16 protein-coding genes are annotated in these 17156 nt (G+C 65.6%); 7 read left to right on the forward strand and 9 right to left on the reverse strand.

The genetic code is table 11. The features are described 5' to 3' along the window. Positions 1–11: 11 nt before the first annotated feature. From cofH to cofE, 3 genes are read right to left on the reverse strand one after another with little or no spacing between them, the layout of a single operon-like run. Entirely contained in the window at positions 12–2345 is a 2334-nt protein-coding gene (gene cofH / locus IEX32_RS08605) for a 5-amino-6-(D-ribitylamino)uracil--L-tyrosine 4-hydroxyphenyl transferase CofH (RefSeq protein ID WP_188770483.1), read from the reverse strand. A 2-nt stretch (positions 2346–2347) separates the two neighbouring features. Then, positions 2348–3301: a 2-phospho-L-lactate transferase gene (gene cofD, locus IEX32_RS08610; RefSeq protein WP_188770485.1), complete on the reverse strand. Its 954-nt coding sequence runs from the start codon at positions 3299–3301 to the stop codon at positions 2348–2350. After that, positions 3298–4080, reverse strand: coding sequence for a coenzyme F420-0:L-glutamate ligase (gene cofE, locus IEX32_RS08615; protein WP_188770487.1), 783 nt, complete (start codon positions 4078–4080; stop codon positions 3298–3300). Before cofE ends, cofD begins: the two co-directional genes overlap by 4 nt. A gap of 109 nt (positions 4081–4189) precedes the next feature. On the opposite strand from cofE, the gene npdG reads away from it, so the two are divergent. The 5 genes from npdG to IEX32_RS08640 are packed head-to-tail and all read left to right on the forward strand — an operon-like array spanning position 4190 to position 8593. Then, entirely contained in the window at positions 4190–4840 is a 651-nt protein-coding gene (gene npdG, locus IEX32_RS08620) for an NADPH-dependent F420 reductase (RefSeq protein ID WP_188770489.1), read from the forward strand. Between the two features lie 4 nt (positions 4841–4844). Further along, positions 4845–5438 (forward strand): 2-phospho-L-lactate guanylyltransferase, encoded by a 594-nt coding sequence (gene cofC, locus IEX32_RS08625; RefSeq protein WP_188770491.1) that lies wholly within the window; start codon positions 4845–4847, stop codon positions 5436–5438. A 54-nt stretch (positions 5439–5492) separates the two neighbouring features. Further along, a complete protein-coding gene (locus IEX32_RS08630; protein WP_188770493.1) occupies positions 5493–6350 on the forward strand; it encodes an SDR family NAD(P)-dependent oxidoreductase in 858 nt (285 codons plus the stop codon). Positions 6351–6381: 31 nt separating this feature from the next. Next, positions 6382–7302 (forward strand): LLM class F420-dependent oxidoreductase, encoded by a 921-nt coding sequence (locus IEX32_RS08635; RefSeq protein WP_188770495.1) that lies wholly within the window; start codon positions 6382–6384, stop codon positions 7300–7302. Positions 7303–7333: 31 nt separating this feature from the next. Continuing rightward, positions 7334–8593 carry an MFS transporter gene (locus tag IEX32_RS08640; protein ID WP_188770497.1) on the forward strand — a complete coding sequence of 420 codons (1260 nt, stop codon included), beginning with the start codon at positions 7334–7336 and terminating at the stop codon, positions 8591–8593. A gap of 1 nt (position 8594) precedes the next feature. Here IEX32_RS08640 and thiE read toward each other — a convergent pair whose 3' ends face one another. Beyond that, positions 8595–9236, reverse strand: a complete 642-nt coding sequence (thiE, locus tag IEX32_RS08645; RefSeq protein ID WP_188770499.1) for a thiamine phosphate synthase — start codon at positions 9234–9236, stop codon at positions 8595–8597. Between the two features lie 203 nt (positions 9237–9439). On the opposite strand from thiE, the gene IEX32_RS08650 reads away from it, so the two are divergent. Together IEX32_RS08650 and IEX32_RS08655 are read left to right on the forward strand one after the other, a co-directional pair. Next, entirely contained in the window at positions 9440–9778 is a 339-nt protein-coding gene (locus IEX32_RS08650) for a DUF485 domain-containing protein (RefSeq protein WP_188770501.1), read from the forward strand. Then, positions 9775–11487: a cation acetate symporter gene (locus IEX32_RS08655; protein WP_188770503.1), complete on the forward strand. Its 1713-nt coding sequence runs from the start codon at positions 9775–9777 to the stop codon at positions 11485–11487. The genes IEX32_RS08650 and IEX32_RS08655 overlap by 4 nt, the downstream gene beginning before the upstream one ends. Positions 11488–11543: 56 nt before the next feature. Here IEX32_RS08655 and IEX32_RS08660 read toward each other — a convergent pair whose 3' ends face one another. The 5 genes from IEX32_RS08660 to tkt form a co-directional block, all read right to left on the reverse strand. Continuing rightward, a complete protein-coding gene (locus tag IEX32_RS08660) occupies positions 11544–12455 on the reverse strand; it encodes a fructose bisphosphate aldolase (RefSeq protein WP_188770504.1) in 912 nt (303 codons plus the stop codon). 124 nt (positions 12456–12579) lie between these two features. Beyond that, complete coding sequence (locus IEX32_RS08665; protein ID WP_188770506.1) at positions 12580–13779, reverse strand: phosphoglycerate kinase; 1200 nt, start codon at positions 13777–13779, stop codon at positions 12580–12582. Continuing rightward, positions 13776–14006, reverse strand: a complete 231-nt coding sequence (locus IEX32_RS08670) for a hypothetical protein (protein ID WP_188770508.1) — start codon at positions 14004–14006, stop codon at positions 13776–13778. The genes IEX32_RS08665 and IEX32_RS08670 overlap by 4 nt, the downstream gene beginning before the upstream one ends. A 20-nt stretch (positions 14007–14026) precedes the next feature. Then, the gene (gap, locus tag IEX32_RS08675) at positions 14027–15034 is read right to left on the reverse strand and encodes a type I glyceraldehyde-3-phosphate dehydrogenase (RefSeq protein ID WP_188770510.1); all 1008 of its coding nucleotides are present in this window, start codon (positions 15032–15034) and stop codon (positions 14027–14029) included. 15 nt (positions 15035–15049) lie between these two features. Then, complete coding sequence (gene tkt, locus IEX32_RS08680) at positions 15050–17038, reverse strand: transketolase (protein ID WP_188770512.1); 1989 nt, start codon at positions 17036–17038, stop codon at positions 15050–15052. Between the last annotated feature and the right edge of the window lie 118 nt (positions 17039–17156).

Here is a 17156-nt window from a genome sequence, read left to right on the forward strand (position 1 = left end):
AGAGCGGAACTTCAGGCCATCTCTCTGAGAGGCGCGACATCCTTGTAAAGCGTCGTGCGCTGTCTGAGCTTGCGCCCGACCGATTCCGCCGCCGCGCGCAGTTCTTCCACGCCGACCTCCTGCCCGTGCGCCGCGCCTGCCGCGCGGCTGATGCTTTCGTTCATCAACACGCCGCCAAGGTCGTTTGCGCCTGCCGCCAGCACCGCGGCGGCGCCGTCCATGCCCAGCTTCACCCAGGAACACTGGATCGAGTTGATCGCGCCGTTGAGGGCGAGACGCGCCACCGCGTGCATCATCACCGCCTCGCGCCAGGTCGGCCCCTTGCGGCTCTGCCCGCGCCGGTACATCGGCGCTTCCATATGGACGAGCGGCAGCGGCACGAACTCGGTAATCCCGCCGGTATCGAGCTGCAGATCGCGCAGCGCCAGCAGATGCCGCGCCCAGTGCTCGATGCCTTCGAGGTGGCCGAACATGATCGTCGACGTCGTCGGCAGGCCTACGCGGTGTGCGCTGCCCACGACATCGAGCCATTCCCGCGTGGTCAGCTTGTCCGGGCATATCTGCGCGCGGATGTCGTCGCACAGGATCTCCGCCGCCGTGCCCGGCAGCGAGCCGAGGCCGGCATCGCGCAGCATGGCAAGGTAATCGGACACCGGCATGTCCAGCGTACGCGCACCCTGCGACACCTCCAGCGGCGAGAAGGCGTGGACGTGCAGGTCCGGGCAGGCATCCTTCACCGCGCGCAGGATCGAGAGGTAGGTCTCGCCCGTATAGCTGGGGTGGATGCCGCCCTGAAGGCAGACCTCGGTCGCCCCGCGCTCGACCGCCTCGCGCGCGCGCTGCGCGATCTCCTCCAGGTCGAGGTTGTAAGGCTTGTCGCGAAAGCCGGCCTTGATGCTGGTCTTGGAAAAGGCGCAGAACGAGCAGGCGTGTGTGCAGATATTGGTGTAGTTGATATTGCGGTTGACGACATAAGTCACCGTATCGCCGCTGACTTCGGCCCGCAGCGCGTCGGCTGCCTCCACCACCGCCCGCGCCGCCGCGCCGCGCGCCGCGAAGAGCGCGACGATCTCGTCCCCGGAGAGCTGTGCTCCGCTGGCCGCCCGGTCGATGATGCGGTGTAGCCGCGCGGCTACCGGCCCTTCATGGTGTGACCCCAGCGGGACATGCACCGTTCCCGGCGCGCCATCGGCCACTCCCGGACTCCAGCGGCTGTCGCGCGCCAGCCCTTCGGCATCGGCCAGCCTGAGCACCGCAGGGCGGATCGCCGGATCGAGCCACGAGCGGTCGTCGGTAGCGACGAAGCGCGGATAGATCGTCAGGCGCTCGACCAGCGGCAGGCCGGCGCGGGCGCAGATCGCCTCCAGCCGCTCGACTTCGGGCCAGGGCGCCTCCGGATTCACATGGTCCAGCGTGACGGGCGAAATGCCTCCCCAGTCGTCGATGCCGGCAGCAATCAGTTCGGCAAGGCGTTCGTCGTTGAGATTGGGCGGGGCCTGGATGGAGACCTCGTCCGGCAATACGATACGCGCCGCCGCCACGGTGCGCAGGAAATCGGCTTCGGAGGCCTCGGGCGCTCCGGCCATCTTCGTGCCCGCCTTCGGGCAGAAGTTCTGGACGATGACTTCCTGCAGGTGGCCGTGTTCGAGGTGCAGGTCGCGCAGCGCAAGCAGGCTCTCGATGCGCTCTTCGGGCGTCTCGCCGATGCCGATCAGGATACCGCTGGTCATCGGCATCCGCGCCCGGCCCGCCGCTGCCAGCGAGGCAAGCCGCACCGCCGGCACCTTGTCGGGCGAGCCGTGGTGGCACATGCCCTTTTCCAGCAGGCGCTCCGACGTGCTCTCCAGCATCAGCCCGGCGGAGGCTGAGACCGGGCGCAGCATGCGGTAGTCGTCCTCCTCCAGCACGCCCGCATTGACGTGCGGGAGCAGACCCGTCTCTTTCAGCACCAGTTCCGCACAGTGGCGCACGTAGTCGATGGTGCGGGAAAATCCGCGCTCGGCCAGCCACTCACGCGCGGCGGCATAGCGTCGCTCGGGCGCATCGCCGAGCGTGAACAGCGCCTCCTTGCAGCCCGCGGCGGCACCGGCTCGGGCAATTTCCAGCACTTCATCCTCGGCGAGGAAAGGCGCGTCGACGCGCGAGGGCGTCGTCGCGAAGGTGCAATAGTGGCACACGTCCGCGCAGAGGCGCGTCAGTGGAATGAAGACCTTGGGCGAATAGGTCATTCGCGCCAGTGGAACGGCTCCCCCGCGCGCATCGCGGCACGCGCGTGCTTCGGCAAGCACGTCATTTAGAGGATCGGAAAGGAGTCGAGTTATCAGTGCCCTGTCGTCGCGAGCCATTTTCATCCTGTTTCGATACGGGCTGCGGACAGTGCTACGCGCGCAAGCCGCTCCCGGTCATCGGCATCGCACATGACTGTTCCCGTAACGGTGACGCAAAGGCCGCGCGCGCGCAAGCCCTCCGCGTCATCGGCATCGGCCGTATCGATAATCAGATGGTCGAGAAGATCGCCGTAGTGATCAGCAATCGCCCCGTTGCCGACCTCCTGCCCGAGTTCGCCGAGAAGCTTGGCGAGCGGCCCCTTCAGTGCCGCGCGCCCCACCAGCGGCGATACCGCGACAAGCGGCACCTTGCGACCGGCCAGCGCCTCGCGGACGCCGTCGACGGCAAGGATCGGATCGACGCTGAGGTACGGATTCGAGGGGCAAACGACGATCGCGGCCAAATCCTCGCGCGCCAGGGCCTCGGCGAAGCGCGGCGACGGCGGGGCGCCCGGAACGCCCTTGAAGCGGATCGCCGTCGCGACCGGCCGGCATTGCTCGGCCACGAAATAGCGCTGGAAGTCCAGCCAGCCCTCGGCCGTGCGAACCTGGGTGCGCACAGGGGCGTCGCTCATGGGAACTATCGCGGTCACGATACCCAATTCCCGGGTCAACCGGGCGGTTACGGACGAGAGGCTCTCCCCCTCGCGCAGCCGCCAGCTTCGGGCGATGTGCATGCCCAGGTCGCGGTCCCCCAGGTTGAACCAGTCCGCCTCGCCCAGCGCGCCCAGCATGGCCATCGCCTGCCACGTCTCGTCCTTTACCCCCCAGCCGCGCTGCGCGTCATTGAGTCCGGCCAGCGCATAAGTGACTGAATCGATGTCAGGACAGATGGTTAGACCAAGATGCTCGAAATCGTCTGCGGTGTTGACGACCACCGTCAGGTCTTCCGGCGCGAGCACGGCGGCAAGGCCTGCCGCCAGCTTTGCGCCGCCGACGCCGCCGCTGAGGGCAAGAACGTGTTTGCCGCTCATCGGAACATATCCTGTTCAATCGGCCGCAGCCCGCTCGCCGCGCCCGCGCTGTCCTCGTCGGTGACCCAGCGCCCCCCGCCGCGCACCAGCGCCACGGGCGTGCCTTCGTTGCCCTCGCCCATCGCCAGCGCGGCCATCGCCGCGATCGAATCCGCGACCGCGATCATGGTCGCCTGCAAGGTGCGGCCGTAGAGGTCGACGGCCTTGCCCCGGCGATCTTCCACCACGGTCAACCCGGCGCAGCCGATCGCCGTTCCCACCGTCCCGACGCGCCAGGCCCTTCCCATGGAATCGGCGATCACCACCGCGAGCCTCACGCCTGCGATCTCCTGCAACGACTGCCGAATGGCACGCGCGGAGGCATCGGGATCAATCGGCCAGCGCAGCACGGTGCCCGCATCCCCGCCCTCTATGTTCGAGGCGTCGATACCGGCATTGGCGAGCACATGACCGGTGCGGTGGCGGGCTATGATCGCGGCGGGTGTCGCGCGCAGGATCTCGCTGCTTTCGTCGAGGATCGCCTGCATGACCGCCGGTTCGCGCCGCGCGGCGGCGGCCATTTTCACGGCATCCCCTCCGGCCGTCACTGAAGCCAGATCAAGAGCGCGGCCTTCCGTTTTGGAAACGATCTTCTGCGCGATCACGCAGATATCGTCGTCGCGTAGGGCGTCCCCTTGCGCACCGACAAGATTGCAAATCTCTTGCGCGATCGACATTTCGGGGGCGAACATGGGCAATCCGGCGAGCGGACGCACGGAAAGTTCTGGAATGCGGGTCATGCGTCGCCGTCACCTCGGTTGATCATGTTCGGCCTCTCCTCCACTGTTCAGCGCCGCTATCGGCAAATGACGACATGACGCAACCAGGAATTCCCGGGAGACAGAACAGATGGCCTCAATCGCGGTAATCGGCGGAACCGGAGCGCTCGGCAAGGGCATTGCGCGCCGGCTGGCAAAGGCAGGACAAGCCGTCACCATCGGCTCGCGCTCGGCAGAAAAGGCGAAAGCGGCGGCGGAGGAACTGGGCGGCCTCGGCTATGCCGCCAACGAGGACGCCGCCGAGGGCAAGGACGTGGTCATCGTCACCGTGCCCCATGCCTCGCAGGGCGATACGCTCAGGCTCATCAAAGGCCGCGTAGGCAACGCCGTGGTGGTCGATACGACCGTGCCGCTGGTGCCGCCCAAGGTCATGCGCGTGCAGCTTCCCGCCGAGGGCAGCGCGGCGATGCAGGCACGCGAGCACCTCGGTCCCGACGTGCGTCTCGTGACCGCGTTCCACAACGTCTCGGCCCACCACCTCGACAGCGATCATACGATCGACTGCGATGTGCTGGTGTTCAGCGACGACGTCGATGCGCGCAAGACGGTGATCGACCTGTGCCCCGGCATGGGCCTGCGCGGCCTCTCGGGCGGCGCGCTCGCAAACTCCGCCGCGGCCGAGGCTCTGACGTCCATCCTCATCTACATGAACAAGACCTACAAGGCCGACGGCGCGGGGGTCCGCTTCACCAGCCTGACGGACGCGCCGCCGATCCCGTGATGCCATGACCTGCTGGGCCATCATACCGATCAAGGGCAAGGGCCAGGGCAAGAGCCGGCTTGCCGGCGCGCTCTCCGAGGGCGAGCGCGAGGCCCTGGTCGATGCCATGCTAGCTCACGTCGTCGATGCCGCGCGGCAGGCCCGGTTGATCGAGCGCGTCCTTCTCGTCGGCCCCTCGCGGCACGGCCTCGACGAAACGATTCCGCTGCTGGCCGATGCCGGAAAGGGGCTGAACGCTGCCCTCCGCAAGGCACTGGCGCAAGTTGCATCGGATGGACCGGAACGCCTTCTCGTCGTTGCCGGCGATCTTCCCTGTGTAACCGCGCTCGACCTCGATCTTCTTGCCAGCGTGCCTGCGGAGACGGTGGGGATCGCCCCCGATCGCCACGGAACCGGCACCAACGCGCTGTCCCTTCCCTTGCCTCAGGCGGCAAGGTTCACCTTCCACTTCGGCACGGACAGTCGCGCAAGACATTGGAACGAAGCGGAAAAACTTGGCCTTACCGTGGAGACGATCCACAGCGCGGGACTGGAGAAAGATATAGACGAGCGCGCGGATTTGTCTGATGCTGCCCAGGTGTTCAGTCCTGTGCGCTAGCATGCGAGGCTGAAAGCCGATGTCGAATACGGCACGAAAAGGCGGAGAGAAAACTTGGAACCCAGCGACATCGACTTATCGGGCCGGGTAGCCTTCGTCACGGGCGGCGGCGGCGGGATCGGGCGCGCGATCGCGCTGTGCATGGCCGATATGGGCGCCGACATCGCGATCATCGAAGCAGTCCCGGAACGCTGCGATCAGGTCGCCGAAATGGTCGCGGCACGCGGGCGCAAGGCGCTGTGCATTCCCGGCAACGTGATGGACGTCGAAACCCTGCAGAACGCGGTTGCGACCGCAGCGGACACGTTCGGGCGGCTCGACATCCTGATCAACAACGCCGGTGGGGTGACCCGGCGCGACTTCCTCGACCTCAAGGAAAAGAACTGGCGCCGCCACATCGACATCAATCTCGTCAGCAATCTCGCCGCGACGCAGGCGGCAGTGCCGGTGATGATCGAGGGCGGACGCGGCGGTTCGATCATCAATGTCACGAGCATCGAGGCCTCGCGCGCAGCACCGGGCTACGCCGTTTACGCGGCCTGCAAGGCGGGCGTGAACAACCTCACCCGCACGCTGGCGCTGGAACTCGGCGAACACGGCATCCGCGTGAACGCGATCGCCCCCGACTACACGATCACACCCGGCACACGCGGCCAGTTCACCGGCCCGGTGGACGAGAGCAAGTGGTACCAGCCCAGTGAGGCGCAAATGGACGCCGTGCGCCGCCGCATCCCCGCCGGCCGCGCGGGGATCGACGAGGAGTGCGGCCGCGTCGCGGTGTTCCTCGCTTCGCCCATGGCGAGCTACGTCAACGGCACGATCATACCCGTCGATGGCGGCACCTGGGCATCGAGCGGCTGGGTCCGCGACCGTAACGAGACCTGGATCCTTCCCCCCGAAGTCATCGACTGACCGGCCATCCCGATATCAAGAAAGCCAGACCATGACCTTTACCCTGAGCACCAGCCTGCCTTTCGATCACGTCCACCGGGCCGAGGAATTCGTCTCGATGCAGGCGCTCCACGAGATCGCCCGCGCGGTGGAGGATGCGGGCTTTTATGCCGGCTCGGTAACCGACCATCCGGTCCCTTCCGCCCGCTGGCTCGACAGCGGCGGGCACTATGCGCAGGATCCTTTCGTCATGCTCTCGATGCTGGGCGCGGTGACGACCAAGCTGCGGCTGCAGACCAACATCATCGTCCTGCCCTATCGCAACCCCTTCATCACTGCGCGCGCGGTTTCCAGCCTTGACCACTTCACCGGCGGACGCGTGATCCTCGGCATGGGCGCAGGCTACCTCAAGGCCGAGTACAAGGCGCTGGGCGTCGATTTCGACATCCGCAACGACCTGATGGACGAATACATCAAGGCGATGAAACTGGCCTGGACGGGCGAGGACTTCACTTTCGAAGGCACCGGCTACACCGCGCTCGGCAACCGCGTGCTGCCCACGCCCGCGCAGAAGCCACACCCGCCGCTCCTCGTCGGCGGCAATTCCAAGCGCGCGCTGCGCCGCGCGGTGGAACTGGGCGATGCCTGGCATCCCTTCTTCGTGCCGAAGACGGTCACCGACACCGCCCGCACCGCCAGCATGGAAGGCGACGACGACGTCAAGGGCGCGATCGACTACATACAGGACCACTGCGCCAAGGTGGGCCGCGAGGTGCCGCCCAGGATCATCGCTTCCTCCACCTATTCGGTGAAGGCCGGTTGGAGTGCGCAGGAAGCGCTCGATCACTTCGCGCATCTGAAGTCGATCGGCATCGATGCCTCCGGCGCGACGATCTGCGCGGAAACGCGCGGCGAATACTGCGACATGGCCCGCCAGTTCGGCGAAGAGGTGATCGCGAAGATCGATTTCTGATCCGCTTCGCGATTCGCAAGGGACCATGCAAATGAACGATCCTGCTACCGCACGCGAGGAGTGGCGCCGATATTGGGCCACGGTGCTCGCGGCGACAGTGGGCATGTCGTTCTATACGGTTCTCACCTATTCGCTGAGCACATTCATGGGGCCGCTCGAACAGGAATTCGGGTGGAGCCGCACCGCCCTTTCCTCCGGCCTGACGATCTTCGCCGCGATCTCCATGCTTGGCGGCCCTTTCGTCGGGGCGGTGGTGGACAGGTACGGCACCCGGCGGATCGTGATCGCCGGCATGGCCCTGTCGGGCTGCACCTTTGCCGCCTTCAGCCTCATAGACGGTTCGATGGTGCAATGGATCGCGCTCTACGTGATCTACGGGGTCTTCGCGCTGGCCATCAAATCGACGGTCTGGAGCGCGGGGATTTCCAGCGTGTTCACCAGGGGGCGCAGCTTTGCCCTAGCCGTCATGCTCAGCGGGGTGGCGATCGGGCAGACCTTCGCCCCCATCGCCGCCAACCGGTTGATCACCGCCTTCGGCTGGCGCGAGGCCTATATCTGGCTCGGCCTCGGCTGGGCAGGCCTCGCGCTCGCACTGCTGATCCCGTTCTATTTCGACGCCCGCGCGCGCAAGGCGCGGCAAACCGGCGCCGGGAAGTCTTCCGCGACCCTAACGCTGCCCGGCCTCACCGTCCGCCAGGCGCTGCGCGACAGCCGCGTGCTGCGGATAGCCGGCGCCAACCTGATGATGTCGATGGTTGGATCAGGCGTCTCGGTGCATCTCGTGCGCATCGTCTCGGAAAACGGCATTGCCATGGACGACGCGGTCAACATCGCGGCAACGGCAGGCATTGCCGGCCTCGTCGGCAAGCTCGGCGTGGGCTGGCTGCTGGACCGGGTCGAGGGAAGCCTGATCCCGTTCAGCGGTTTTGCCGTCGGTGCCCTCGGGCATTTCCTGCTGATCGGCCTGTTCGCCGGCTCGGTGCCGCTCCTGCTTGGCGCGATGTGCATCGGCTTCGCCTCGGGCGCGGGCCTTCAGATCTCCACCTACCTGATCTCGCGCTATGCGGGACTTCGGAACTTCGGCGCGATCTTCGGCACGATCAGCTCAATGATGATGGCCGGCACCGCCATCGGCCCCCTCTTCGCGGGCTTCGTCCACGACGTGACCGGCAGCTATAACCTGCTGGAGATCATCGCCGCGCCGGTGATGCTGGTCTGTGCGACGCTGTTCATCGGGCTCGGCCCCTATCCCAGCTTCGCGGATCCCGATGGGTCGAAGGCCAGGCCGTAAACTAGGCCAGAGCCTTTTCCATCGTTTCGTGGAATGCCCTGACGGCGGCAACTTCGTCCCCGTTCCAGACGGCGCCGGAAACGGCGAGGAAATCCGCCCCCGCCTGCACCACCGGCCCGCAGTTTTCGGGCGTGATCCCGCCGATGGCGACGCAGGGTATCTCGAACAGCGCCTGCCACCATTCGAGGAGGTCGAGCCCCGCCGTGTGCTTCACCTGCTTGGTCAGGGTCGGAAAGAACGCGCCGAAAGCCACATAGTCCGCTCCCGCCTCACCCGCTTCCATCGCCAGGTGCCGGCTGTCATGGCAGGTCACGCCGATCTGGGCATCGCGACCCAACACCTTGCGCGCCTCCTCGACCGTGCCGTCCTCCTGTCCGAGATGGACCCCGTCGGCGCCGATGCGCCTTGCAAGGCTGACCGAATCGTTGACGATGAAAGCCACCTCGCGCTCGGCGCATATCGCCTGCAGAGGTTCGGCAAGGCGCACCGCCTCATGCTGGTCCACGTCCTTGACCCGGAACTGGAAAGCCGCCACCGGCCCGGCGTCCAGCGCGCGGGCAAGCCGGCGGGGAAAGCCGCCATCCACCTCTAGTGGAGAGATCAGATAGAGCCGCGTCGGTTCGCGTTCGATTTCATCGGACATCGGCCGCACCTAGCCTGTCGGCCGGCCGAGGAAAAGGCCTCCTCTTCCGGGGCAATATCCGCCTCTGGCGCGGCGGATTCACGGGCCATGCCGTTCAAGCGCATCAGCAAAACCCGAAAAAATCCAGGACCGGCCCCAACCGGGGCTTGCGGCAAAACAAACTCTCGCATAGCCAACCTGCCGGGCGAGGATAAGGAAAACAAATGTCCAATTATGACAATGCCGCCGGGTCGCAATCCTGCAATCGTCTGACGGATCTGGCGAACGATCCACGATATCAGCGTCTCGTCCGCCGCCGGGGGCGCTTTTCATGGCTGCTCAGCGCGGTCATGCTTGCCATCTATTTCGGCTACGTGCTGCTGATCGCGTTCCGCCGGGACATCCTGGCCCGCCCGATTGCCGAAGGTGTGACGACGCTGGGCATTCCGGTAGGTATTGCCGTGATCCTCTCCGGCATCGCACTGACAGGCATCTACGTCGTCCGCATGAACCGGACCTTCGATCCGGAAATGCGCGCGCTGCTGCGCGAGTATGGCGCATGAGGGCCTTTCCGGCCACACGCCTGGCCCTGGCGTTCACTTTCTGCCTTGTCCCCGCCGTCGCTCTGGCAGACGCGCTGACAGGTCAGACCGAGCAGCAGCCGACGAACTGGCCGGCGATCGCCATGTTCGCGCTTTTCGTTGGCGGAACGCTGTGGATCACCCGCTGGGCAGCGCGGCGCGTGACCTCGGCTTCGGACTTCTACACCGCGGGCGGCGGCATCAGCGGCTTTCAGAACGGGCTCGCAATCGCGGGCGATTACATGTCGGCGGCGAGCTTTCTGGGCATTTCCGCACAGATCTTCGCCACGGGCTACGACGGGCTCATCTATTCCACCGGTTTTCTCGTGGGCTGGCCCATCATCCTGTTCCTGCTGGCCGAGCGGCTGCGGAACCTGGGGCGCTACACATTCGCCGATGTCGTGAGCTTCCGCTTCGCGCAGACGCCGGTACGCATGTTCGCGGCGGCGAGCACGCTGGCCGTGGTCACGTTCTACCTGATCGCGCAGATGGTGGGCGCCGGGCAGCTCATCAAGCTGCTGTTCGGACTGGACTATGCCTATGCCGTCGTGATCGTCGGCGTGCTGATGACCTGCTACGTGCTGTTTGGCGGCATGATCGCCACGACCTGGGTACAGATCATCAAGGCGGTGCTCCTGCTCGGCTGCGCCAGCTTCATGGCGCTGGCGGTGCTCGCGAGTTTCGGCTTCTCGCCCGAAGCGATGTTCGCGCGCGCCGTGGAAGTGAAGAGCGATCTGGCGGTCGCCGAAGGCGCTTCGCCTGCCGACGCAGCGGCATCGGGCCTTTCGATCATGGCACCGGGCGGCTTCATCGACGATCCGATATCGGCAATTTCCTTCGGGCTCGCGCTGATGTTCGGAACGGCCGGCCTGCCCCACATCCTGATGCGCTTCTTCACCGTTCCCGACGCGCAGGAGGCCCGAAAATCGGTGCTCTGGGCGACCGGATGGATCGGTTATTTCTATATCCTCACTTTCGTCATCGGCTTCGGCGCGATCACGATGGTGGCGACCGATCCTTCGTTCCTCGCCCCAGATGGCACGCTGAGGGGCGGAAGCAACATGGCCGCGATCCATCTTTCATCCGCCATCGGAGGGGATTTCTTCCTCGGCTTCGTCAGCGCGGTCGCCTTTGCGACGATCCTGGCGGTCGTGGCCGGCCTGACGTTGTCGGGTGCATCGGCCGTTTCGCACGACATCTACGCATCGGTGCTGAAACACGGGCAGGCCGACCCCGAAACCGAGCTCAAGGTTTCCCGGCGGACCGTCCCCGTGCTGGCCGCGCTCGCCATCGTGCTGGGCATCGCCTTTGAAAGGCAGAACGTCGCCTATATGGTCAGCCTTGCCTTTTCCATCGCGGCATCCGGAAACTTCCCCGTTCTGCTGATGTCGGTGCTGTGGAAGGGCTGCACCACGAAGGGCGTGGTTGCGGGCGGAACCCTGGGGGTCGTGACCGCGCTTGTGCTGACGATCCTGTCACCGGCGATCTGGGTCAGCGTGATCGGCAATGCCGAGGCGATCTTCCCGTACAGCTCCCCGGCGCTGTTCTCGATGACGATCGCCTTCGCGACGATCTGGCTTGTCTCTCGCGCCGACCGCAGCGGCCGCGCCGCGGTGGACCGTGCCGGGTATCCCGCGCAGCGCGTCCAGGCCGAGACAGGGATCGGCGCGGCCCGCGCATCGCGCCACTGAAATAAAAGGGCGGCGCCTGGCTGGCGCCGCCCTTTCTTGATCGGACCGGATAGCGATCAGGCTGCGGACGCGGCCCCGACCTTCTGCGTCGAGGCCTTGTAGATCTCGTCGATCGCCGAGGCGAGCGAGGCGTTGAATTCCTCGTCGGTCATCTGCGCGCGCAGGTCTTCGAGCAGCGCGCGGCTGAAGCTGGCGATCACGCCCCTGTTCTTCGCCAGTTCGGCGCAGGCCTCGGGGCGGTTGTAGCCGCCCGAGAGCGCAACCACGCGCAGCACCCTCGGGTGCGAGACGAGCGGATCGAACGTGCCCGGTACGACCGGCAGCGAGAGCTTGAGCATGACCTGCTTGCCTTCGGGCAGTTCGTCGAGGTTCTTGAGTATCTCGGCGAGCAGGATCTTGTCGCACTCGGCGCGCGTCTCGCTCTTGATGTTCACCTCGGGCTCGAGGATCGGCATCATGCCGTGGCCGAGCACCTGCAGGCCTATTTCGAACTGCTGCTTGACGATCGCGGCAATGCCCTCGGCGTTGGCCGACTGGATCACCGAACGCTCCTTGGTGCCGAATACGCCGAGCGCCTTCGAACGCTCCAGAAGAGCATCGAGCGTCGGCATCGGCTTCATGAGCTGCACGCCATTGGCCTCATCCTCGAGGCCCTTGTCGATCTTGATGAAGGGCACGATGCCCTTATTGACCAGAGCAGTCGGTGTCGGCACGCCCTCGACCTGTCCGTCCATGGTCCGCTCGAACAGGATCGCCCCGATGACTTTCTCTCCCGTGAAGGCCGGCGAGGAGATGATGCGGCTGCGCATCTCGTGGATCAGGCCGAACATTTCCTCTTCGTTCGACCAGGCGCCTTCCTCGATGCCATAGCCCTTGAGCGCCTTGGGGGTGGAACCGCCGCTCTGGTCGAGCGCGGCGATAAATCCATCGCCATCGGCCATCTTGGCCGCCATCTGTGAATACTGCATGGGTCTCCTCCTCACACGTTCGATAAACTCAGGATCCGCGCTTATCCGCGCCGCCGGCGGTGCGCAACCACGCCACGGCGCGCTGCCCGTGAACGCCGCCCGGGCGCGCGGCCCGGACCATTCCTCAAACCGAGAGCGCCGCGACGCCGGGCAGTTCCTTGCCCTCCATCCATTCGAGGAAGGCGCCGCCTGCCGTTGAAATATAAGAGAAATCCGTCGCAACACCCGCATGATGGAGTGCCGCGACGGTATCGCCACCGCCCGCAACCGAGATCAGCGAACCTTCGGCGGTCAGCGCGGCTGCGGTCTTCGCCAGGGCGACCGTCGCGGCATCGAAAGGTGTGGTCTCGAAAGCGCCCATCGGGCCGTTCCAGACCAGCGTCCGGCAGGTCTTCAGCACGTCCCCTAGAGCCTCGACCGCGAGCGGTCCGACGTCGAGAATCATTTCGTCGGCGGCGACTTCGTGGACGTTGCAGGTGCGCAGGGACGGCGGATTGGCCGCGAACTCCTTCGAGACGACGACCTCGTAGGGCAGATGCACCGTGCAGCCAGACGTGTCGGCCGCTTCGAGAATTTCGTTCGCGGTACCCGTCAGATCATGTTCGCAGAGCGACTTGCCCACATCGACGCCCTTGGCTGCAAGGAACGTATTGGCCATGCCGCCGCCGATAATGAGATGATCGACCTGCCCGACGAGGTGCTTGAGCACGTCGAGCTTGGAAGAGACCTTGGCGCCTCCGACCACAGCCGCGACCGGCTTCTCAGGCGCGCCGAGCGCCTTGTCCAACGCTTCCAGCTCCGCCTGCATCGAGCGGCCGGCATAAGCGGGCAGAACGTGCGCCAGGCCCTCGGTCGTGGCATGGGCGCGGTGAGCGGCGGAGAAGGCGTCGTTGACATAGAAATCGCCGTTTTCGGCAATGGCCTTGACGAGATTGGGGTCGTTCTTCTCCTCGCCCTTCCAGAAGCGGGTGTTTTCCAGGATGGCAATGTCACCGGGGCGCAGGATGCCGACCGACTGGGCAACGACTTCGCCGGCGATCTCGGGCACGAACATCACTTCCTTGCCAAGGACCTTCTCGACCGCGCCGACCACCATGGAGAGCGACATGGTGGACGAGCGTTCGCCCTTGGGACGTCCGAAGTGGGCAAGCAGGAGAACCTTGGCGCCCTTCGCCGCGAGCTCGAGAATGGTCGGCGCGGCGGCGCGGATGCGGGTTTCGTCCGTGACGTGGCCGTCCTGCATCGGCAGATTGAGATCCACGCGCACCAGCGCCACCTTGCCGGTCACATCGCCCAGATCGTCCAGGGTCTTGAAAGCGCTCATTTCTCGATCCTTAATTCATCGCCGACTACCGTGGCTCGGAAATCAAACTTGTCAGGGCTGCGAAACACAATACCCGTTCGTGTCGAGCGGCGAGAGCAGTGTTTCAACTTTGTCACGAGGTCCAGGCAAGCCGTGACTGTCTGCCCCCGACCCACGACGCCGCGAAAGTCGCGTTCGACTTCCGCGGCGGCAGTGACGGCGACGGGTTGCAGGTCCTTCATGGCCATGCCCGTCGCCGAGTTCACTTTCAGAGGAACTTCGCCATCTCACCCGCGGTGTCGAGCATGCGGTTCGAGAAGCCCCACTCGTTGTCGTACCAGGAAACGACGCGGACGAACTTGCCTTCCATGACCGTGGTCTCAAGGCTGTCCACCGTCGAGCTGGCGGGGTAGTGATTGAAGTCCGAGGAGACCAGCGGCTCTTCGGTGTAGGCCAGCACGCCCTTGAGCGCGCCTTCCGAAGCGGCCTTGAGCGCGGCGTTGATCTCTTCCTTCGTCGTGTCGCGCTTCGGCACGAAGCACAGGTCGACGAGGCTGACGTTCGGGGTCGGCACGCGGACCGAAGAACCGTCGAGCTTGCCCTTCAGCTCCGGCAGCACGAGGCCGACCGCGCGGGCGGCGCCGGTCGTGGTCGGGATCATGTTGCACGCACCGGCGCGGGCGCGGCGCAGATCGCTGTGGATCTGGTCAAGCATGCGCTGGTCGTTGGTGTAGGAGTGGATCGTGGTCATGAAACCGCGCTCGATGCCGACGGTGTCGTGGCAGACCTTTGCCAGCGGCGCGAGGCAGTTGGTGGTGCACGAAGCGTTCGACACGACGATATGGTCGGCCGTCAGCGTCTCGTGGTTCACGCCGAAGACGATCGTGTTGTCGACGCCGGTGGCCGGGGCCGAGATCAGGACGCGCTTGGCGCCGGCGGCGAGGTGCGGAGCCGAGGCTTCCTTCGACTGGAAGAAGCCCGTGCATTCGAGCACGATGTCGATGCCCAGATCCTTGTGCGGCAGCTTGCCGGGATCGCGTTCGGCAGTGACGACGATGTCCTTGCCGTTGACAGTTATCTTGCCCTCGCCGGCCTCTACGGTGCCGGGGAAGCGGCCATGGGTGCTGTCGTAGGCGAAGAGAAGAGAGTTCGACTTGGTATCGGCCAGATCGTTGATCGAGACGAGGTCGAGCCCGCAGTCGGGGCGCTCGAGAATGGCGCGGGCGACAAGCCGTCCGATGCGTCCGAAACCGTTGATAGCAACCTTGGTCGCCATATTGAAATCTCCTCTTTAGGCGCTGAGCTTATCCAGAATCTTGGGCACGATGGCCTCGGCGGTGAAGCCGAAGCGGGCGAACAGGTCCTTGGCCGGCGCCGAAGCGCCAAAGCGGTCGATGCCGATGTTGAGGCCGCCATCGCGGCTCGCAGCAGTATAACGCTCCCAACCCAGCGTTGATCCCGCTTCGATCGAGACGCGCAGGATAGAGGGATCGTGCGGCAGGACTTCGTGCCTGTAGGCCTCGTCCTGCGCCTCGAACAGTTCCATGCAGGGCATCGAGACGACGTCGGCGCCAATGGCCTGCGCCTCGAGCTGATTGGCAACCTTCATGGCGAGTTCCACTTCCGAACCGGAAGCAATCAGGATCACCTTGCGATCGGCGGCGGCGCGGCGCAACGTGTAAGCACCGCGCGCGGATAGCATTTCGCCCTGCTTGCGAAGCTGCGGCAGGTTCTGGCGGGTCAGTGCGAGAACCGAAGGCGTCTCCTTCGACTGCAGCGCGAGATTCCAGCACTCGGCCGTCTCGATCACGTCGCACGGGCGGAACACGTTGAGGTTGGGGATCAGACGCAGGCTCATCACCTGCTCGATCGGCTGATGGGTCGGCCCATCCTCGCCCAGACCGATGGAATCGTGCGTCAGGACGAAGATCGAGCGGGTCTGCTGCAGCGCCGCGAGGCGGATCGCGTTGCGGCAGTAGTCCGAGAAGATCAGGAAGGTGCCGCCATAGGGAATGACGCCGCCATGCAGCGCCATGCCGTTGAGCGCGGCGGCCATGCCGAACTCGCGGATGCCGTAATAGACATAGCGACCGGAGTAGTCTTCCGCGGTGAACGGCGCCTGGCACTTGGCCTTGGTGTTGTTCGAGCCGGTGAGGTCGGCCGAGCCGCCGATCATCTCCGGCACCAGCGGCGCCAGGACATTGAGGCAGTTTTCCGAAGCCTTGCGCGTGGCGACCGTGGTGTCTCCTTCGAGCCAGGACGCAAAGGTCTTGGCCGCTTCCTCGGCCTCGGGCAGATCGCCGGCCATGCGGCGGTTGAATTCGGCGGCATCGGGGTTCGCGGCAAGGCGGCCTTCCCAGGCCTTGCGCGCTTCGGCACCGGCCGCGCCAAGCGAGCGCCAGTCGGCGAGGATGTCGGCCGGAATCTCGAAGGGAGCGGCAGTCCAGCCCAGATATTCGCGGGCGGCGGCGACTTCATCGGCGCCGAGCGCGGCGCCGTGGACGTCGTGACTCCCCTGCTTGTTCGGCGCGCCTTTGCCGATCACGGTGCGGCAGGCGACCAGCGTTGGCTTGTCCGAGGCGGCGGCTTCTGCCAGCGCGCGCTCGATGTCGGCGAAGTCATGGCCATCGCACGAGACCACGTCCCAGCCGGCGGCACGGAAGCGTGCGGGGATGTCCTCGCTGGTCGACAGCGACGTGTCGCCGTCGATGGTGATGTGGTTGTCATCCCACAGCACCTTGAGACGGCCGAGCTTGAGATTGCCGGCAAGGCCGATCGCCTCGTGATTGATGCCTTCCATGAGGCAGCCGTCGCCCACGACGACCCAGGTCCTGTGATCGACGAGACCGTCACCGAACGTCGCATTGAGATGGCGTTCGGCCATCGCCATGCCGACGGCCATGGCAAGTCCCTGTCCCAGCGGGCCGGTGGTGCATTCGATGCCGGGGATCAGGAAGTTTTCCGGGTGGCCGGCACAGACCGAGCCGAGCTGGCGGAAGTTGCGGATGTCTTCCATCGTCGGGCTCTCATACCCGGTCAGGTGAAGCAGCGAGTAGATCAGCATCGAGCCATGGCCGGCCGAGAGCACGAAGCGGTCGCGGTCGGGCCACTGGTGGGCGGCAGGATCGAACTTGAGGAACTTGGAAAAAAGGACGGTGGCGACGTCGGCCATGCCCATCGGCATACCCGGATGGCCGCTGTTGGCCGCCTGGACCGCATCCATCGAAAGCGCCCGGATGGCGTTTGCCATGGGCGCGAGACGGTCGGGGGCAATAGTCATGAGGTGGCTCCGGAAACGGATATGTGCGGGCGATTCGGATTTCGCGACCCCCCTTTAGGGAGAGGCGGCTTCCCGTCAAGTTCGCCGGGCCGTTACAGGCGGCCGACGAAGCGACGGG

It is taken from the genome of Novosphingobium endophyticum, assembly GCF_014640675.1.
Classification (GTDB): Bacteria; Pseudomonadota; Alphaproteobacteria; order Sphingomonadales; family Sphingomonadaceae; genus Novosphingobium; species Novosphingobium endophyticum.

Excerpts from the sequence above, each read along its gene's own strand:
- cofH (WP_188770483.1), bottom strand. The coding sequence starts at position 2,345 with ATGGCTCGCGACGACAGGGCACTGATAACTCGACTCCTTTCCGATCCT.
- cofD (WP_188770485.1), bottom strand. The coding sequence starts at position 3,301 with ATGAGCGGCAAACACGTTCTTGCCCTCAGCGGCGGCGTCGGCGGCGCA.
- cofE (WP_188770487.1), bottom strand. The coding sequence starts at position 4,080 with ATGACCCGCATTCCAGAACTTTCCGTGCGTCCGCTCGCCGGATTGCCC.
- npdG (WP_188770489.1), top strand. The coding sequence starts at position 4,190 with ATGGCCTCAATCGCGGTAATCGGCGGAACCGGAGCGCTCGGCAAGGGC.
- cofC (WP_188770491.1), top strand. The coding sequence starts at position 4,845 with ATGACCTGCTGGGCCATCATACCGATCAAGGGCAAGGGCCAGGGCAAG.
- IEX32_RS08635 (WP_188770495.1), top strand. The coding sequence starts at position 6,382 with ATGACCTTTACCCTGAGCACCAGCCTGCCTTTCGATCACGTCCACCGG.
- IEX32_RS08640 (WP_188770497.1), top strand. The coding sequence starts at position 7,334 with ATGAACGATCCTGCTACCGCACGCGAGGAGTGGCGCCGATATTGGGCC.
- thiE (WP_188770499.1), bottom strand. The coding sequence starts at position 9,236 with ATGTCCGATGAAATCGAACGCGAACCGACGCGGCTCTATCTGATCTCT.
- IEX32_RS08650 (WP_188770501.1), top strand. The coding sequence starts at position 9,440 with ATGTCCAATTATGACAATGCCGCCGGGTCGCAATCCTGCAATCGTCTG.
- IEX32_RS08655 (WP_188770503.1), top strand. The coding sequence starts at position 9,775 with ATGAGGGCCTTTCCGGCCACACGCCTGGCCCTGGCGTTCACTTTCTGC.
- IEX32_RS08660 (WP_188770504.1), bottom strand. The coding sequence starts at position 12,455 with ATGCAGTATTCACAGATGGCGGCCAAGATGGCCGATGGCGATGGATTT.
- IEX32_RS08665 (WP_188770506.1), bottom strand. The coding sequence starts at position 13,779 with ATGAGCGCTTTCAAGACCCTGGACGATCTGGGCGATGTGACCGGCAAG.
- IEX32_RS08670 (WP_188770508.1), bottom strand. The coding sequence starts at position 14,006 with ATGGCCATGAAGGACCTGCAACCCGTCGCCGTCACTGCCGCCGCGGAA.
- gap (WP_188770510.1), bottom strand. The coding sequence starts at position 15,034 with ATGGCGACCAAGGTTGCTATCAACGGTTTCGGACGCATCGGACGGCTT.
- tkt (WP_188770512.1), bottom strand. The coding sequence starts at position 17,038 with ATGACTATTGCCCCCGACCGTCTCGCGCCCATGGCAAACGCCATCCGG.